Origin of the sequence: Cognatiluteimonas telluris (assembly GCF_011320095.1) — a bacterium.
GTDB classification, from domain to species: domain Bacteria; phylum Pseudomonadota; class Gammaproteobacteria; order Xanthomonadales; family Xanthomonadaceae; genus Cognatiluteimonas; species Cognatiluteimonas telluris.
This window is the reverse complement of sequence record NZ_JAANOY010000037.1, coordinates 1-16123: the sequence shown is the minus strand read 5'-3', so window position 1 is coordinate 16123 and position 16123 is coordinate 1. Positions and strand designations below refer to the sequence as shown.

At 71.4% G+C, this 16123-nt stretch carries 8 protein-coding genes; 4 read left to right on the top strand and 4 right to left on the bottom strand.

Annotation, left to right across the window (positions count from 1 at the left end; translation table 11 throughout):
* Positions 1 to 48: 48 nt before the first annotated feature.
* Positions 49 to 2523 carry a penicillin-binding protein 1B gene (gene mrcB / locus G7B67_RS11985; RefSeq protein WP_166212738.1) on the bottom strand — a complete coding sequence of 825 codons (2475 nt, stop codon included), beginning with the start codon at positions 2521 to 2523 and terminating at the stop codon, positions 49 to 51.
* A gap of 153 nt (positions 2524 to 2676) precedes the next feature.
* Here mrcB and G7B67_RS11980 point away from each other — a divergent pair, with 153 nt between their 5' ends.
* The gene (locus G7B67_RS11980) at positions 2677 to 4782 is read left to right on the top strand and encodes a glycosyltransferase (RefSeq protein ID WP_166212736.1); all 2106 of its coding nucleotides are present in this window, start codon (positions 2677 to 2679) and stop codon (positions 4780 to 4782) included.
* 74 nt (positions 4783 to 4856) lie between these two features.
* Here G7B67_RS11980 and G7B67_RS11975 read toward each other — a convergent pair whose 3' ends face one another.
* Complete coding sequence (locus G7B67_RS11975; protein WP_166212734.1) at positions 4857 to 6353, bottom strand: hypothetical protein; 1497 nt, start codon at positions 6351 to 6353, stop codon at positions 4857 to 4859.
* Between the two features lie 67 nt (positions 6354 to 6420).
* Positions 6421 to 8664, bottom strand: coding sequence for a RelA/SpoT family protein (locus G7B67_RS11970; RefSeq protein ID WP_425482445.1), 2244 nt, complete (start codon positions 8662 to 8664; stop codon positions 6421 to 6423).
* A 58-nt stretch (positions 8665 to 8722) separates the two neighbouring features.
* On the opposite strand from G7B67_RS11970, the gene G7B67_RS11965 reads away from it, so the two are divergent.
* Complete coding sequence (locus G7B67_RS11965; RefSeq protein WP_207780927.1) at positions 8723 to 9247, top strand: hypothetical protein; 525 nt, start codon at positions 8723 to 8725, stop codon at positions 9245 to 9247.
* Between the two features lie 3 nt (positions 9248 to 9250).
* Here G7B67_RS11965 and G7B67_RS11960 read toward each other — a convergent pair whose 3' ends face one another.
* Positions 9251 to 13531, bottom strand: coding sequence for a DUF3418 domain-containing protein (locus G7B67_RS11960; RefSeq protein WP_166212730.1), 4281 nt, complete (start codon positions 13529 to 13531; stop codon positions 9251 to 9253).
* An 81-nt stretch (positions 13532 to 13612) separates the two neighbouring features.
* Between G7B67_RS11960 and G7B67_RS11955 the strand changes: the two genes are divergently transcribed.
* On the top strand, positions 13613 to 14119 hold the full coding sequence (locus G7B67_RS11955) for a Dps family protein (protein WP_166212728.1): 507 nt from the start codon (positions 13613 to 13615) through the stop codon (positions 14117 to 14119).
* Positions 14120 to 14221: 102 nt separating this feature from the next.
* The gene (recQ, locus tag G7B67_RS11950) at positions 14222 to 16030 is read left to right on the top strand and encodes a DNA helicase RecQ (RefSeq protein WP_166212726.1); all 1809 of its coding nucleotides are present in this window, start codon (positions 14222 to 14224) and stop codon (positions 16028 to 16030) included.
* Positions 16031 to 16123: the final 93 nt, after the last annotated feature.

Here is a 16123-nt window from a genome sequence, read left to right as displayed (position 1 = left end):
GTCGGGTGGCGACGTGCCGGAGGCCGGGACGTTGCCTGAGCAGGCGCGTCATGGCTGGGCCGAGGGCGACGCGGGCGCGGGCGCCGGAGCCGGTGCGGGCGGTGCCGGCGGGCGCTGCGTGGCCGGGTCCCGTGCCCGCTCGCCCAACCCGAACCAGTGCCGCCATCCGCCACCGCCGTCGGCCTGCGCTGCTTCCGGTGGCGGGTTCTGCTCGTAGTACGGATCGGCGTCCGGATCGACGTAGCTGCAGGGCTGGTACGCCGGCGCGAACCCGGCGACGAAGGCGAACCGGCGCGCGCCCGGGCAGGCCGGGTCGGTGCTGTTGGAGTCGACCACCCACTGCCAGTCCAGGCCCTTGTCGCTGACCTTCAGGGGCGCGCTGGGCAGGCGCGAGAAGATCGCCGACCACACCTTCATCGCGCCGGTGGCGCCGTACAGCCCGGTCGGCTGGTTCTGGTCGTTGCCGACCCAGACCACCGCCAGGTGGTCCCCGGTCCAGCCGGCGAACCAGCTGTCGCGGCTGTCGTTGCTGGTGCCGGTCTTGCCGGCCGGCTGCAGCCGGCCCAGGCCGTCGTTGATCAGCTGGCGGCCGGTGCCACCGACGACCGCCTGCTGCAGCGCGGTGGTGACGATGCGTGCGGCGATCGCGTCGCCCTCCTGCGCGGGCGCCGGCGCCTTGTCGTAGCGGTTGACCGTGCGCCCGGTGGAATCAAGCACGCCGCGCACCGCGTGCAGCGGCTGGATTTCGCCGTCGGAAGCCAGGAACTGATAGAGCTGCGCCATCGCGTACGGGCTCTGGTCGACCGCGCCGAGGATCAGCGAGGGATTGGCCTTGGCCTTGATGCCCGCCAGCGTGTTGATCAGGTCCGCCAGCCGCTCCGGCCCGACCTGCATGCCCACGCGCACGGTGGCGATGTTGTACGAGTGCGCCAGCGCATCGATCAGGCGCACGTTGCCGTGGCTGCGGCCTTCGGAATTGCCCGGCGTCCAGCGCTTGCCGTTGCCCAGCGCGATCGTCACCGGGGAATCGTCAACCCAGCTGGCCAGCGACCATTTGTCCGGCTGCGCCAGCGCCAGCAGGTAGACGAAGGGCTTGAGCAGCGAGCCGACCGGCCGCTGCGCCTGCACCGCGCGGTTGAAGCCGTGCTCGACGAACTCGCGGCTGCCGACCACGGCGCGCACCTCGCCGTCATGCACGTCGGTCAGGATGACGCCGGCCTCCAGCGACGGCCGGTGTTTCGTGTCCAGCGCCTTGAGCGTCTTGGTCACCGCGCCTTCGGCATAGGCCTGGGCGGCCGGCGACATCGCGGTCATCACGCTCAGGCCGGCGCCCTGCAGCGCGTCGGCCGGATAGTCGCGCTGCAGCTGCCGGCGCACGAGGTCGACGTAGGACGGGAAGCGGTTGGCGGCCAGGCTGCCCGGCGCGCTGGTCACGCCCAACGGCGCGCGCTTGGCGTTTTCGAATTCGCTGTCGGTGATCAGGCCGGTCTCGTGCATCTTCGCCAGCGCGAAGTTGCGGCGCTCGGTGGCGCGCTCCGGATTGCGGCGTGGGTCGTAGTACGACGGCCCACGGATGATGCCGATCAGCAGCGCCACCTGGGAGGTATTCAGGTCGCGCAGGTCGCGACCGAACCAGTATTCGGCGCCGGCGGCCACGCCGCGGATTTCCTGCGAGCCGCGCTGGCCCAGGTACACCTGGTTGAGGTAGGTCTCCAGGATGGTCTTCTTGTCGTAGCGTGCCTCCAGCAGCAGCGCGAAGATGATTTCCTTGACCTTGCGCGTGACCGTCTGCTCGCGGCCGATGCCCAGTAGGCCGCTGCGCGCGAGCTGCTGGGTGAGGGTACTGGCGCCCTGCTTGTTCTCGCCGCCGGAACGGATGGTGACGAAGGCCGCGCGCAGCATGCCCGACAGGTCGATGCCGTGGTGGTGCGCGAAATCGCGATCCTCCACCGCCTGCAGCCCGGTCACCAGCAGCTCGGGGACTTCCTCGATCCGCACCAGGCGGCGTTCTTCCTGCTTCTGCCCGTAGAGGGTGGCGATGCGCGCCGGATCCAGCCGCACCGACTTGATCGGGCGGCCTTTCATCAGGTCGCGCACGCTGGCCACGCGGCTGTCGCCCAGTTGGAGTTCGACGCGGCTCGGGCCGATCTTGCCGTCGACGTCGTCGAAGCCACGGCTGGCGATGCGCCAGCGCGATCCGCTGTGCTGGTAGGTGCCCGGCCGCACGCCGGCGCCATCATCACGGTAGGACGCCGCGTCGAGCTCGGTCTTCAGCGTCCTGGCGTCCATCGCCAAGCCCGCGCGCAGCTGCAGCGGCCGGGCGTAGACACGGGTCGGGATCTGCCAGCGCAGCTGGCCGAAGCGCTCGCCCACCTGGTGGTTCAGATAAAGGGTGTACGGGACCATGAATCCCAATCCCAGTCCCAGCGCCACCAGGGCCCAGGTCAGCAGCCGGCGGCGCCAGGGCCCGGCATCGCGATCGCTGCTCTGGTCGTCGTCTTCGTCGTAATCGATGCGGGGCATGGGCTCGTGCGGCGAGGGGCAGGTCGCGCCTGCCAGCAGGCGTTCGCGGGATGCGACAATGGCAGCGCGTGCCAGCGCAGCGGCGAGTCTAGCGCAGACCTCGCGGCCACCGCCCCGGCCCTTCGTCCCCAGTCAGCCGGAGTTTTGTAGGGCATGTCCTCGTTGGCGGATGCGCGATTCCTGATGACGCGCGCGCTCAGCCTCGCCCGGCGTGGCCTTGTCAGCCTCCGCACCCGCGGCTGGCGCGCGAGCCTGGCGCGGGTGCGCCTGCAACTTCGGCCCGGGGTCAAGGTCGCCGCGTCGGATCTGTTCGCACCCGCCGCGGATGCGTTCTCGCCATTCGCGGTTCCGCACGCGGATCCGGCGCCGGGCGCGCCGCGCGCGAGCATCGTGATACCGGTCTACAACCACTTCGCACACACCCTGGCCTGCCTGCGCGCGCTGGCCGCGCACCCATCCGCGGCGCGCTGCGAGGTGATCGTCGTCGACGATGGTTCGAGCGACGAGACGATCACGGCCCTGCCGCAGGTGGCCGGCCTGCGCTACCACCGCCGCGCGCGGAACGGGGGCTTCATCGCCGCCTGCAACGATGGCGCCCGCGTGGCACTCGGCGAGGTGCTGGTCTTCCTCAACAACGACACCGTGCCGCAACCCGGCTGGCTGGACGCGTTGCTGGCGACCTTCGATGCCGATCCCAAGGTTGGCCTGGCCGGCGCACAGCTGCTGTACCCCGACGGCCGCCTGCAGGAAGCCGGCGGCGTGGTCTTCAGCGACGGCAGCGGCTGGAACTACGGCCGCTTCGAGTCCCCTGACGACCCGCGCTACGCCTACCTGCGCGATGTCCACTACGCCAGCGGCGCGGCGATCGCGATCCCACGCGCGCTGTTCGAGCAGCTCGGTGGCTTCGACAGCCGCTACGCGCCCGCCTATTACGAAGACACCGACCTCGCCTTCGCCGTGCGCGCCGCCGGCCGCCGCGTGGTCTACCAGCCGGCCGCGCGCGTGGTGCACGACGAAGGCACCTCCAGCGGCACCGACACCGCCAGCGGGATGAAGGCCTACCAGCTGCGCAACCGCGACATCTTCGCCGCGCACCGTCGCGATGCGCTCGCCACCCATCCCGCGCCCGGCACGCTGCCGTCGCCGGCGACGCTGCACCGCGGCCAGCGTCAGGTGCTGGTGATCGATGCGCTGACGCCGCAGCCGGACCACGATTCGGGCTCGTTGCGGCTGGTGAACCTGATGCGCATGCTGCGCGAGGATGGCGCGCACGTGGTGTTTTTGCCGGCCAATCGCGCCCACGCCGGCCGCTACACGCGCGAGCTGCAGCAACTGGGGGTGGAAACCTGGCATGCGCCGTTCGCCGCGCGCGCGCCGGCGTGGCTGCGCGAGCACGGCCCGCGCTTCGATCGCGTGCTGCTGTGCCGCCATTACGTCGCCAGCGAATTCCTGCCGCTGCTGCGCCAGCATGCGCCGCAGGCGCGGATCCTGTTCGACACCATCGACCTGCATTACCTGCGCGAGCAACGCGCCGCGGAGGTTGCCGGCGACGCCAGCCTGCTTCGCGCCGCCGCGCGTACGCGCGCGCTGGAACTGGCGGTGATCGCCGCCGCCGACACCACGCTGGTGGTGAGCGAAGCCGAACGCGCGCTGCTGGCGATCGACGCGCCGCAGGCGCAGGTGGACGTGCTGTCCAACCTGCATCGCGTCGCCGGCGCGGGGCAGCCGTTCGCGCAGCGCCAGGACCTGGTGTTCGTCGGTGGTTTCCGCCACCCGCCCAACACCGATGCGGTGCGCTGGTTCGTCGAGGACGTCTTCCCCGCGATCCGCGCGCAACTGCCGCAGGTGCGGTTCCACTGCATCGGTAGCGACATGCCCGCCGGCATCCGCGCGCTCGGCGAGCGCGACGGCGTGGTCATGCACGGCCACGTGCCCGACATCACCCCGTACATGGATGGGTGCCGGATCGCGCTGGCGCCCTTGCGCTATGGCGCCGGTGTCAAGGGCAAGGTCAACCTGAGCATGGCGCACGGCCAGCCGGTGGTGGCGACGGCGTGCGCGGTCGAAGGCATGCACCTGGTCGATGGCCGGGACGTGCTGGTCGCCGACGACGCCGCCGGGTTCGCCACGCGGGTCGTGCGCCTGTATCGCGACCAGGCGCTGTGGGAGCAACTTGCGCACGCCGGGCTGGACAACGTGCGCCGGCACTTTTCCATCGACGCCGCCCGTGACACCGTGCGCCGCCTGTTCCTCGAATAGCCCAACCGCTTTCCGCCCCCCGCTTTCCGTTTCGCGCTTCGCGGAGTTCGACTAGCGGCGATCCACGTCGCCGATCATTTTCCCGACGCCGTCGCAAGCCGCGCCGCGAAGTCCTCCAGCCCGGCGACGCCGCCATCGATTGCGCGCGCCGACGCCAGCGCCTGCTGCGCACCGGGCAGGTTGCCTGCACGCAGGCGCTCCTCGCCCACCGCCAGCCAGCGTTGCGCCAGCCGGCGCCGCGCCTGCGCCACCGCCGTGCCCTCGCCTTCCAGCGCGCGTCGTGCGTCCAGGCAGGCACGCGCGCGGCCGAGGTTGTTGCCGCGCAGCTCGCGCTCGAAACATTCGCGTGCAAGCGGCAACAGCCGTGCACCCGCGCGTCGCACCGCGGGATCGTCGGGGCTCAGCGCACGCGCCGCGCGCAGCTTGTCGAAAGCACTGTCGCCGGGGGGATCGAGCAGGTCGCCGCGCGCCTGCGCCGCCTGCGCCTGCTGCAGCAATTCACGCACCTGGCGATCGCGCTCGCCGCGTGGGAGCGTGACGCGCAGGCGCGCCTTCGACTGGCGCGCGTGTGCGATCTCGCGCGACGCAGCGCGAAGCGCCGCCGATCCGGGGTCCAGCGCGCGCGCATGCGCCAGCGCCGCATCGGCATCGGCGAACTGGAAATCCGCCGCCTGGCGTGCCGCGCGCGCCGCCCAGGCCGTCGCCACCTGTTGCAGGCCGCGCCGGGCCGCCGCGTCGCCCGGGTCGACCTGCAGCAACACCTGGTACCGGTCGGTGGCGCGTTCGAGCTGGCCCCGTCGCAGCATGCGATCGGCCAGCGTCCGCGCCTGCTCGATGGCGACCGCCAGATCGGCATCCACGCCGGGCAGGTCGGCATGCCCCGGGTCGTAGCCGCGCGCGGCTTTCGCCAGCCGCGCGGCCGCGACCAGGTCGCCATCGCGCAACGCGCGGCGCGCCTGCAGCAACAGGTCCGACAACGCATCCTCGCGGCCTTCCAGCGCCTCGACGCGGTCGGGCTGCAACGCCAGCACGCGCTGGTACAGCGTCAGCGCCGCATCGGCGTCGCCATCGAGCCGATGCGCCTTGCGCGCGGTAGCCGCACGCGCGAGCAGTTGTTCGATTCCGGCATGCGCGGCTTCGCGTTGCCGCAGCAAGCGTTCGACCACTTCGGCCTGCGCGCGCGGCACCGCCAACGACCGCGCCAGGTGCAAGGACGCATGCGCCGACGCGAACTGCTCGGCGATCGCCTGCCGGTGCGCGCGTGCCAGCGCCGCTTCGGCGACCCTGGCCAGGCCCACGCGGCTGTCGAGGCGATCGGGGTCGATCGCCAGTGCCGCTTCATAGAGCTCGCGCGCGCCGCTGCCATCCGGCGCGCTGAGCCGTCCCTGCGCCAGCGCCAGCGCGGCCTGGTCGCGCAGCGCCTGCGAGCGGGCTTCGGGCCACAGGCGATCGGCCAGCGGACGGCGGAACGCGACCACCAGCGCCAACGCCGCCAGCGTCGCGACGATCGCCCCCTGCTGCCACGGGCGCAGCGGCAGACGCGGATGGCGAAGGGGCGTCGGCGCGGTCACGCCGCGAGCATAAGTGACGGCGGTGGACGACAGGATCGTGATGCGGCGCCCGACAGGCGCGACAAGCTCATGCGCGTCGTGCCGCCTGCACGCCAGGCAGGCCGTCGAGCTTGCCCAGCAGCCGCGACAGCTGCCCGTAGTCGGCCACGCGCAGGCGCAGCCGCAGCCGCAACCGTCCGCCGCCGCGCGCGGCTTCGGTGTGGATGTCGAGCACGTGCGCGTCCTGCGCGGCGATCAGGTTGGTGACGTCCTTGAGCAGCCATTTGCGGTCGATCGCATCGACCACCACCTCGGCTTCGGAGCCGCTGCCGGGGCGGCCCCATTCGACCGGCATCCGCCGTTGCGGCTGCGTGGCGGACAGCCGCCGCAGGGTCGCGCAGTCGGCGCGATGCACGCTCACGCCGCGGCCGCGCGTCAGGTAGCCGGCGATCGGCTCGCCCGGCAGCGGCTGGCAGCAGCGCGCCACCTGCACCAGCAGGTTGCCCATGCCAACCACCGTGAACGCCGACGACGGCGGGGCCTTGCGCGCCCGCGGCGCGCGCGAGGGCGTGGTGTGCACCGGTTCGCTGCGTTCGCGTTCGCGCTCGCGTTCGTGCTCGAGCAGCGCGCGCGCCACCTGGTGCGGGCCGATGTCGCCCAGCGCCACCTGCACCTGCAGGTCTTCCAGCGTGGCGGCGCTGAACTTCTGCAGCGCCGGCGCCGGATCGACGTTGTGCATGCCCACGCGCTTGAGCTCGCGCTCGAGCAGCTCCCGACCGGCCTGCACGTTGCGCGTGCGATCGAGTTTGTTGAACCAGTTGCGCACCTTTTCGCGCGAGCGCGCGCTGGCCAGGAAGCCATTGGACGCCACCAGCCAGTCACGTCGCGGCTCGCCGGTCTTCGCCACCAGGATCTCGACCCGGTCGCCGCTGTGCAGCACGTGGTCCAGCGGCACGATGCGGCCGTCGACCTTGGCGCCACGGCAGCGATGACCGACCTCGGTATGCACGTGGTAGGCGAAATCCAGCGGTGTCGCCCCCTGCGGCAGGTCGACCACCTCGCCCTTGGGCGTGAGCACGTAGACGCGATCCTCGACCAGCTCGCTGTCGATCTCGCCCAGCAGGCTGGCATTGTCGGCGGCCCGCGCGGCGCTGGCGTTGGCACCGTCGATGCCATGGCCGGTGGCCGCCGGCACGCCTTCGACATGGGTGTCGAGCAGCCGCCGCATCCATTCGATCTTGCGATCCAGCGCCGCGTTGGCGGCCGCCGAGCGGTGCTGCACCCCCTTGCCTTCCTTGTAGCGCCAGTGCGCGGCGACGCCGAGCTCGGCCTGGGCATGCATCTCGAAGGTGCGGATCTGTACTTCCAGCGTCTTGCCTTCCGGCCCGATCACCGCGGTGTGCAGCGAGCGGTAGTCGTTGCGCTTGGGCCGGGCGATGTAATCGTCGAACTCGCTCGGCACCGGCACCCACAGCGCATGCACCACGCCCAGCGCGCCGTAGCAGGCGGGGATGTCGTCGACCAGCACGCGCACCGCGCGCAGGTCGTAGAGCTCGCCGATCGGCACGTTCTTCTTCTGCATCTTCTTCCAGATGCTGTAGATGTGCTTGGGCCGGCCCGCCACTTCGGCGCGCAGGCCCTGCGCCGACAGGGCCTCGCCCAGGGCCTGCACGACGTGGCCGATATAGCGTTCGCGCCCGCCGCGCTTGTCGTCGAGCAGCCGCGCGATGCGCTGGTAGATCTCCGGCTCCAGGTGGCGGAACGCGCGATCCTCCAGCTCCCATTTGAGTTGCCAGATGCCCAGGCGGTTGGCCAGCGGCGCATGGATGTCGCGCGTGAGCTGCGCGAGCGCCCGCCGCTGTTCCGGCGCCAGCGCATCGGCGTGACGCATGCGCGCCAGCTGCCTTGCCAGCAGGATCGGCACCACGCGCAGGTCGCGCACGATCGCCAGCAGCAGGCGGCGCAGGCCTTCACTGCCGCTGGCGCCGTTGCGTTCGGCGTGCAACGCCCAGACCTGGGTGGCGGCGCGCTGGCCTTCCAGCAGCACGCCGACGGCGGGAAAGTCGCGCGCGATGCGCGTTTGCAGTCGTTGCTGCAGGCCCGGCGCGACGTGCAGGATCGCCGCGGCCAGCACCTCGCCGTCGGAGTCCAGCAGCGACAGCGCCGACAGCGTGTCGGCGAGCACCGCGGGCGTGTCGCGCAGCGAGTCGCCACTGTCGCTGGCCGCTGCCAGCGCGTCGCGCAGGTCCGGTGCGATCGCCGCGCACGCGGGACCCGCCAGCAGGCCGGCGAGTGCATCGGCAGGGACACGCTGGGGGGAGGACACGCGCACGGTCGGGGGTCGGGAGGACCGTCTACACTAGCCGCGACCCGATCCAAGGAACAGACCGATGCCGCCGATCCGTCCGCTTTCGATTCATGTGCTGGCCTTGTCCGTGCTCATGGCCTGTGCGCCACTGGCCTTCGCCCAGGACGCGGCGCCCGCCGCGGCCACGCAGCCGGCGATCCAGCAGCAGATGACGCCGGAGGAATTCAAGGCCGCCGGCCTGGACAAGCTCAGCGCCGACGAACTGGCCCGGCTCAACGCCTGGCTGGGCCGCACCATCGACACCCAGACGGCCAAGGCGGCTGCCCAGGCCAAGGAGCGGGTCGAACACGAGAACCGCGGATTCTTCAACTTCGGCAGCGATGAACCGATCGTCAGTGCGCTGAGCGGCGAGTTCCGCGGATTCGCCCGCAACCGCGAGTACACGCTGGACAACGGCCAGGTCTGGAAGCAGGTGGATGACGAGGAACTGCCGGGCGTGCGCCTGACCCATCCCGAGGTCCATGTCTACCCGGCGGTGATCGGCAACGTCTGGTACATGAAGGTAGGCCGCTACAACACCCGGGCCCGGGTCCAGCGGATCAAATAGGCGCTAGCGGAGCTGCGACAGGCGGGCCGCGAGTTTCTTTGGCGACACCCCGCCGCGCGCGCCGAGCGCCTGGGCGAACAACGACACGCGCAGCTCCTCCAGCTCCCAGCGGAACGCCTGCCAGCCGGGCGTCGCGTCGACACCGCGCGCGCGCGCATCGGCAAGCGCGTCGGCGAACGGCTTGAGCTCCAGCATCCGCGCCTGGTCGCGCACCGGGTCGCGCAGCGCACGCTCGGCGCGCAGCGCCATCGCCTTCAGGTAGCGCGGGTACTCGACCAGGGCCGCGGCCGGCACCGTGCGCAGGAAGCCCGGCGGCGTCAGCGCCGCGAGCTGCTGGCGCAGGTCGTCGAGGTTGCCGCTGGCCCAGCCGATCAGTTTCGAATCCAGTTTCGCGCGCACGTCGGCCACCAGCGACAGCACGGTTTCGGCCTGTTGCAGGCGGCGCATGGCTTCGCCGGACAGTTGCGTCGACACCGCATCGCGCCTGGCCGCGAACGCGGTGGCGTCACGGATGTCGTCCAGGCCGTCGGCGGCGAGCGCTTCGAACGCGCCATCGACCAGGTCCGCGCGCAGCTGCTCGCCGATGCTGGCGCCGCCGGCGCGCGGTGCGGCCGACTCGATCGCCGCATACAGCAACGCGGTCTTGGGCTGCACGGGAAGCTGCCGGCGGGCCTGCCGGCGCTTGTCGGCCAGCGCCAGGTCGAGCAGCCGGCGCACGCCGCGTGGATGCCGGCGCCGCGCGTCGTCGCGATCGGCATATACGGTCAAGGTCGCGCTGTCGCCGGCATCGTCGAGCGCCGGATACGCCGGCACGCCACCGGCACCCGGCACCGACTCGGGGATGGCGTGCTCGGGAAACGTCGTCAGGCCCTGGCGCGCAAGCCCCTGCGCGGCGCACTCGGCGAACGCCAGCGCCGCACGCGCGCCGAAGCGTTCGCGCAGCGCCGGCAGGTCGCGCGACTCGGCCAGCACCGTGCGGCCGTCGCCATCGAGCAGGCGCAGGTTCGCGTGCAGGTGCGGCTCGATCGTCGCCGGATCGAAGTCGGTGGTCGCCAAGGCAACCCCGGTCGCCTTGTGCAGGAAGCGCGCGAGCGTGCCTTCGACCGAATCGCCCTCCGGCTGCGGCCAGGCCTGCGCGAACGCGCGGGCGAAATCCGGTGCCGGCACGAAGTTGCGCCGCAGCGCCTTGGGCAACGAGCGGATCAGCGCCGCCGCCTTGTCGGCGACGAAGCCCGGCGCCAACCACGACAGCCGCGCCGGATCGAGCGCGTTGAGCAGGTGCAGCGGTACCACCACGGTCATGCCGTCGTCGACCGCGCCGGGCTCGAAGCGGTAGCGCACCGCCAGCCGCGCATCGCCCAGCGGCAGGTAGGGCGGGAAGCGCGCGGCTTCGGTCTCGTCGCCGATCAACAGGTCGGTGCGGGTCCATTCCAGCGCCGCCTTGTCCGGCTTCGGCAGCTTCGCGTACCAGGCGTCCAGCGCCTGCACGTTGTGGATGTCGGGCGGCAGGCGATCGAAGTACCAGCGCGCCTGCCAGTCCTCGTCGACCACCAGTCCCGCGCGGCGCTGCTTGGCCTCTTCCTCGCGCGCCTTCGCCAGCGTGGCGAGGTTGCGTGCCAGGAACGGGCTGCGGGTGTTGATGTCGCCGGTGACCAGCGCATCGCGCACAAAGATCTGCCGCGACTCCTCCGGATACAGCGCGCCGTAGTGGATCGGCCGCTTGGGCGCCAGCACCAGCCCGAACAGGCTGATCTGCTCGCTGCCGACCACGCGGCCCTGCGCGCGCGACCAGTGCGGATCGTGGTGGCGGCGGGCGAGCAGGTGCGGCAACTCGGCGATCGCCCATTCGGGCTCGATCGCGGCATTGGTCAGTCCCCACACGCGCTCGGTATCCAGCAGCACCGCGGACAGCACCCACGGTGGCGGTTTTTTAGCCAGCGGCGAACCCGGGAACAGGCTGAATTTGCGCCCGCGCGGGCCGTCGTACTGGCCGATGGCCTTGCGCTCGGACGGCTGCGCGCGATTGCCGACCTGGGTCGGAAGGCCGGCGATCAGGGAGCGGTGCAGTCTCGCGTAGCGGGGGGCGTCGATGTGGGTGGGGGATGCAGTGCCCGTGTCTTCGCTGCGGAGTTGGCGGGGAAGCGCCGGCTCCGGTTGGCTGGAGCGGGCGCGCGAAGGCGCAATTTGCGACAGGTTGCCAAGCGCGATGTCGTGGTCTGCGACGGCAACGTCCATGGATGCCCGCCTTCCCGGGGATGACGACGGCAAAGGCAACGGCGCATTCCGCCGGGATGACGGGCTCAATGCGGGCGGCGGCTGCGGACGCGGCGACGTCTCCGCGCCCGCGTCCCAACCCAGTTCCTCGCACACCAGCTTCAACTGCCGGTGCAACTCGCGCCATTCGCGCAGGCGCAGGAAACCGAGGAAGTGTTTGTCGGCCCACTTGTGCAACTGCGATTGGGTAGCGGCTTCATGGGCGTCCCGATACGCCTCCCAAAGCCTGAGGATGCCGACGAATTCCGAACGCGGGTCGGCGAACTGCGCATGGGCGGTATCGGCGGCGCCGCGCTGGTCCGAGGGGCGCTCGCGCGGATCCTGGATGCCCAGGAAACTGGCGATCACCAGCAGCTCGTGCAGGCAGCCATGCGTGTGCGCGGCGACCAGCATGCGCGCGAGCTTGACGTCGACCGGCATGCGCGCCATCAGCCGGCCGGTGCCGGTCAGGCGGCGCTGTTCGTCGACCGCGCCCAGTTCGACCAGCGTCTGCCAGCCATCGGCGATCGCACGCGGGTCGGGCGGATCAAGGAACGGGAAGTCTTCGATGATCCGCGCCGAGCCGTCGCTGCGCGCGCCCTGTCCGCTCCGCGACGACTTCGTTCCCGGCCCCTCGACCCGCCCGAGACCCAGCGACAGCATCCTCAGGATCACGCCGGCCAGCGACGCGCGCCGGATCTCCGGATCGGTATACGCCGGGCGCGACTGGAAATCGCCTTCGGAATACAACCGATAGCAGATACCCGGCGCGATGCGCCCACAACGCCCCGCGCGCTGGTTGGCGCTGGCCTGCGAGACTTCCTCGATGTGCAGCCGGTCGAGTTTCTGCCGCGGGCTGTAGCGCTTGACGCGCGCGTAGCCGGGATCGACGACGTAGTGGATGCGCGGCACCGTCAGCGAGGTTTCGGCGACATTGGTGGCCAGCACGATCCGGCGCTGCGAACCCGGATGGAAGACGCGATCCTGGTCGCGCGCGGACAGCCGCGCGTACAGCGGCAGCACTTCGGTGTGGCGGTACTTGCGCCGCTCCAGCGCCTGGTGGGCATCGCGGATCTCGCGCTCGCCCGGCAGGAAGATCAGCGTGTCCCCGGGCCCCGATCCCGTGCCGGGCCGCTCGCGCGCGATCGCGTCGCAGGCGGCCAGGATGCCATCGAGCACCGAGCGTTCGCCTTCGCGCTCGCCCTCGCCTTCCAGCGGGCGGTAGCGGACGTCGACCGGATAGCCGCGGCCTTCGACGTCGACCACCGGGGCGTTGCCGAAGTGCTCGGCGAAGCGCGCGGTATCGATCGTCGCCGAGGTCACGATCAGCTTCAGGTCCGGTCGCCGCGGCAGCAGCTGCTTGAGGTAGCCGAGCAGGAAGTCGATGTTGAGGCTGCGCTCGTGCGCCTCGTCGATGATCAGCGTGTCGTAGCGCGAGAGCCAGCGATCGGACTGGATCTCGGCCAGCAGGATGCCGTCGGTCATGAACTTGATCGCGGTCTGCTCGCCGATGGCGTCGTTGAACCGCACCTGGTAGCCGACCGCGCCGCCGATCGGCACCTGCAGTTCCTCGGCCACGCGTCGCGCCACCGAGCGCGCCGCGATCCGGCGCGGCTGCGTGCAGCCGATCATCCCGGCCGCGCCGCGCCCGGCCAGCAGGCACAGCTTCGGCAGCTGGGTGGTCTTGCCCGAGCCGGTTTCGCCGGCAACGACCACGACCTGATGGTCGCGCAACAAGGCGACGATGCGCTCTGCCTGGCTTGCGATCGGAAGCCCGGGATCGACCTGCGCCTTCGGCAAGGCTGCCGCACGCGCCTGGCAACCGGCGATCGACGCCTCCAGCGCGGTGTCGAAGGCGGCCTGCGCGACGCCATCGGACGGCGCCGCGCTCCAGCGCGACCATAGCCCGAGCAGCCGGCCGCGGTCGCGCGTGGACGCACGCTCGATCATGCGCCGCGCCTGCAGCAGCGCCGGCGGCACGGGCGCCTTCCTGGCGGACGGCGCGTTGACGGGGGATCCGATAGCCTTCATCGATCGCTCTGGTAGCAACAATCCATTTCACGGCGAGGCGGCCGCCGCCTATTGTGGCCGCAACCCCAGCGGGAGCAGTGCATGGACACCACGCGAGACACGCCGGCGGCGCCGGCCATCGATATCGGGCTGGATGCGCAGGATCGCAAGCAGGTCGCCGAGGGCCTGTCGGGCTTCCTCGCCGACGCCTACACGCTGTACCTGAAGACCCACAACTTCCACTGGAACGTCACCGGGCCGATGTTCAACACCCTGCACGTGATGTTCGAGACCCAGTACACCGAGCAGTGGACCGCGCTGGATGCCGTGGCCGAGCGCATCCGCGCGCTGGGATTCCCCGCGCCGGGGTCGTACGCCGAATTCAACCGGCTGTCGTCGATCGCCGAGGAGCCGGCGTTGCGCGAGAGCACCGACTGGCGCGAGATGGTGCGCCAGCTCACGGTCGGCAACGAGGCCGTGTGCCGCACCGCGCGCCGGGTGCTGCAGGTGGCCGACGAGGCTGGCGACGACCCCAGCGTCGACCTGCTGACGCAGCGGCTGCAGGTGCACGAGAAGTACGCCTGGATGCTGCGTTCGCTGTTGCAGTAACCCGGGCTACGGTTTTCCCCACCCGCGGGCGGCACGGATCCCGGGGCGGCGTCCGGCATCCTTCCGACAGCCGCGCTTGACGCGCTTGCTACCCTAGCGCGCATGTCCGACGCCGCACTCGCCCAGCTCCGCCACGTGTTCGGCTACGACAGTTTCCGCGGCGAGCAGGCGCGGATCGTGTCGCACGTGGCCGACGGCGGCGATGCGCTGGTGCTGATGCCCACCGGCGGCGGCAAGTCGCTGTGCTACCAGCTCCCGGCGCTGCTGCGCGAAGGCACCGCGATCGTGGTGTCGCCACTGATCGCGTTGATGCAGGACCAGGTCGAGGCCTTGCGCCAGCTCGGCGTCAGCGCGGCCTTCCTGAACTCGACCCTCGACGCCGACACCACCGCGCGCACCGAGCGCGATTTGCTCGACGGCACGCTCGACCTGCTCTACGTCGCCCCCGAGCGCCTGCTGACGCCGCGCTTCCTGTCGCTGCTCGACCGCGCGCGCGTGGCGCTGTTCGCGATCGACGAGGCGCACTGCGTCTCGCAATGGGGCCACGACTTCCGCCCCGAGTACCGCCAGCTCACCCTGCTGCACGAACGCTGGCCGCAGGTGCCGCGGATCGCGCTCACCGCGACCGCCGACGCACCGACCCGGCGCGAGATCGTCGAGCGGCTGTCGCTGGAGCAGGCACAGCAGTTCGTCAGTTCCTTCGACCGCCCCAACATCCGCTACACCGTGGTGCACAAGCAGGACAGTCGCCGCCAGCTGACCGACTTCCTCGACGGCCACAGCGGCGAATCCGGCATCGTCTACTGCCTGTCGCGGCGCAAGGTCGAAGCCACCGCCGCGGCCCTGGTCCAGCGTGGCATCGATGCCCTGCCCTACCACGCCGGCCTGGACGCGGCGGTGCGCGCCGCCAACCAGCGGCGCTTCCTGCGCGAGGAAGGCGTGGTGATGGTGGCGACGATCGCCTTCGGCATGGGCATCGACAAACCCGACGTGCGTTTCGTCGCGCACATGGACCTGCCCAAGTCGCTCGAGGGCTACTACCAGGAAACCGGCCGCGCCGGACGCGACGGCGAAGCAGCCGAAGCCTGGCTCGCCTACGGCCTCGGCGACGCCGTGCTGCTGCAGAAGATGATCGAAACCTCCGACGCCGGCGACGAACGCAAGCGGCTGGAGCGGCGCAAGCTCGACGCGCTGATCGGTTTCTGCGAGTCCACCGGCTGCCGCCGGCAGACGCTGCTCGGCTACTTCGGCGAAGCGCATCCGGGCGCCTGCGGCTGGTGCGACAACTGCCAGCAACCGCCGCAGAGCTGGGACGGCACCATCGCCGCGCAGAAGGCGTTGTCGTGCGTCTATCGCAGCGGGCAGCGCTTCGGTGTCGCGCACGTGGTCGACATCCTGCGCGGCGCCGACACCGCGAAGATCCGCCAGAACGGCCACGACACCCTGAGCACCTACGGCATCGGCACCGACCTGGATGCCAACCAGTGGCGCAGCGTGTTCCGGCAGCTGGTCGCCGCCGGCCTGCTGGAGGTCGACGTCGAAGGCCATGGCTCCCTGCGCCTGACGCCGGCCAGCGCGGCCGTGCTCAAGGGCGGGCAGACGCTGTCGCTGCGCAGCGATCCGCCCGCGCGCGCGCGCAAACGTGAGCGCAACGCGCGCGAACCCGGCAGCGCCGTGGCCCAGCTGCCGCCGGAAGCCGCCGCGCGCTTTGACGCGCTACGCCACTGGCGCAGCGAAGCCGCACGCACCCAGGGCGTGCCGGCCTACGTCATCTTCCACGACGCCACGCTACGTTCGATCGCGCTGCTGGCGCCGTCGCAGCTCGATGCATTGGCGAGGATCAGCGGCGTCGGCGCAGGCAAGCTCGAGCGTTACGGGCAGGCGGTCCTGGAAACGCTGGCGGCGGCCTAGCCGGCTGCAACGGGCGGCTGGCACGCCGCCGCCGCCGACGCCGCCGCCGCCGACGCCGACGCCGGACGCCGGACGCCGGACGCCGGACGCCGG

Excerpts from the sequence above, each read along its gene's own strand:
- mrcB (WP_166212738.1), bottom strand. The coding sequence starts at position 2,523 with ATGCCCCGCATCGATTACGACGAAGACGACGACCAGAGCAGCGATCGC.
- G7B67_RS11965 (WP_207780927.1), top strand. The coding sequence starts at position 8,723 with ATGCCGCCGATCCGTCCGCTTTCGATTCATGTGCTGGCCTTGTCCGTG.
- recQ (WP_166212726.1), top strand. The coding sequence starts at position 14,222 with ATGTCCGACGCCGCACTCGCCCAGCTCCGCCACGTGTTCGGCTACGAC.
- G7B67_RS11955 (WP_166212728.1), top strand. The coding sequence starts at position 13,613 with ATGGACACCACGCGAGACACGCCGGCGGCGCCGGCCATCGATATCGGG.
- G7B67_RS11960 (WP_166212730.1), bottom strand. The coding sequence starts at position 13,531 with ATGAAGGCTATCGGATCCCCCGTCAACGCGCCGTCCGCCAGGAAGGCG.
- G7B67_RS11980 (WP_166212736.1), top strand. The coding sequence starts at position 2,677 with ATGTCCTCGTTGGCGGATGCGCGATTCCTGATGACGCGCGCGCTCAGC.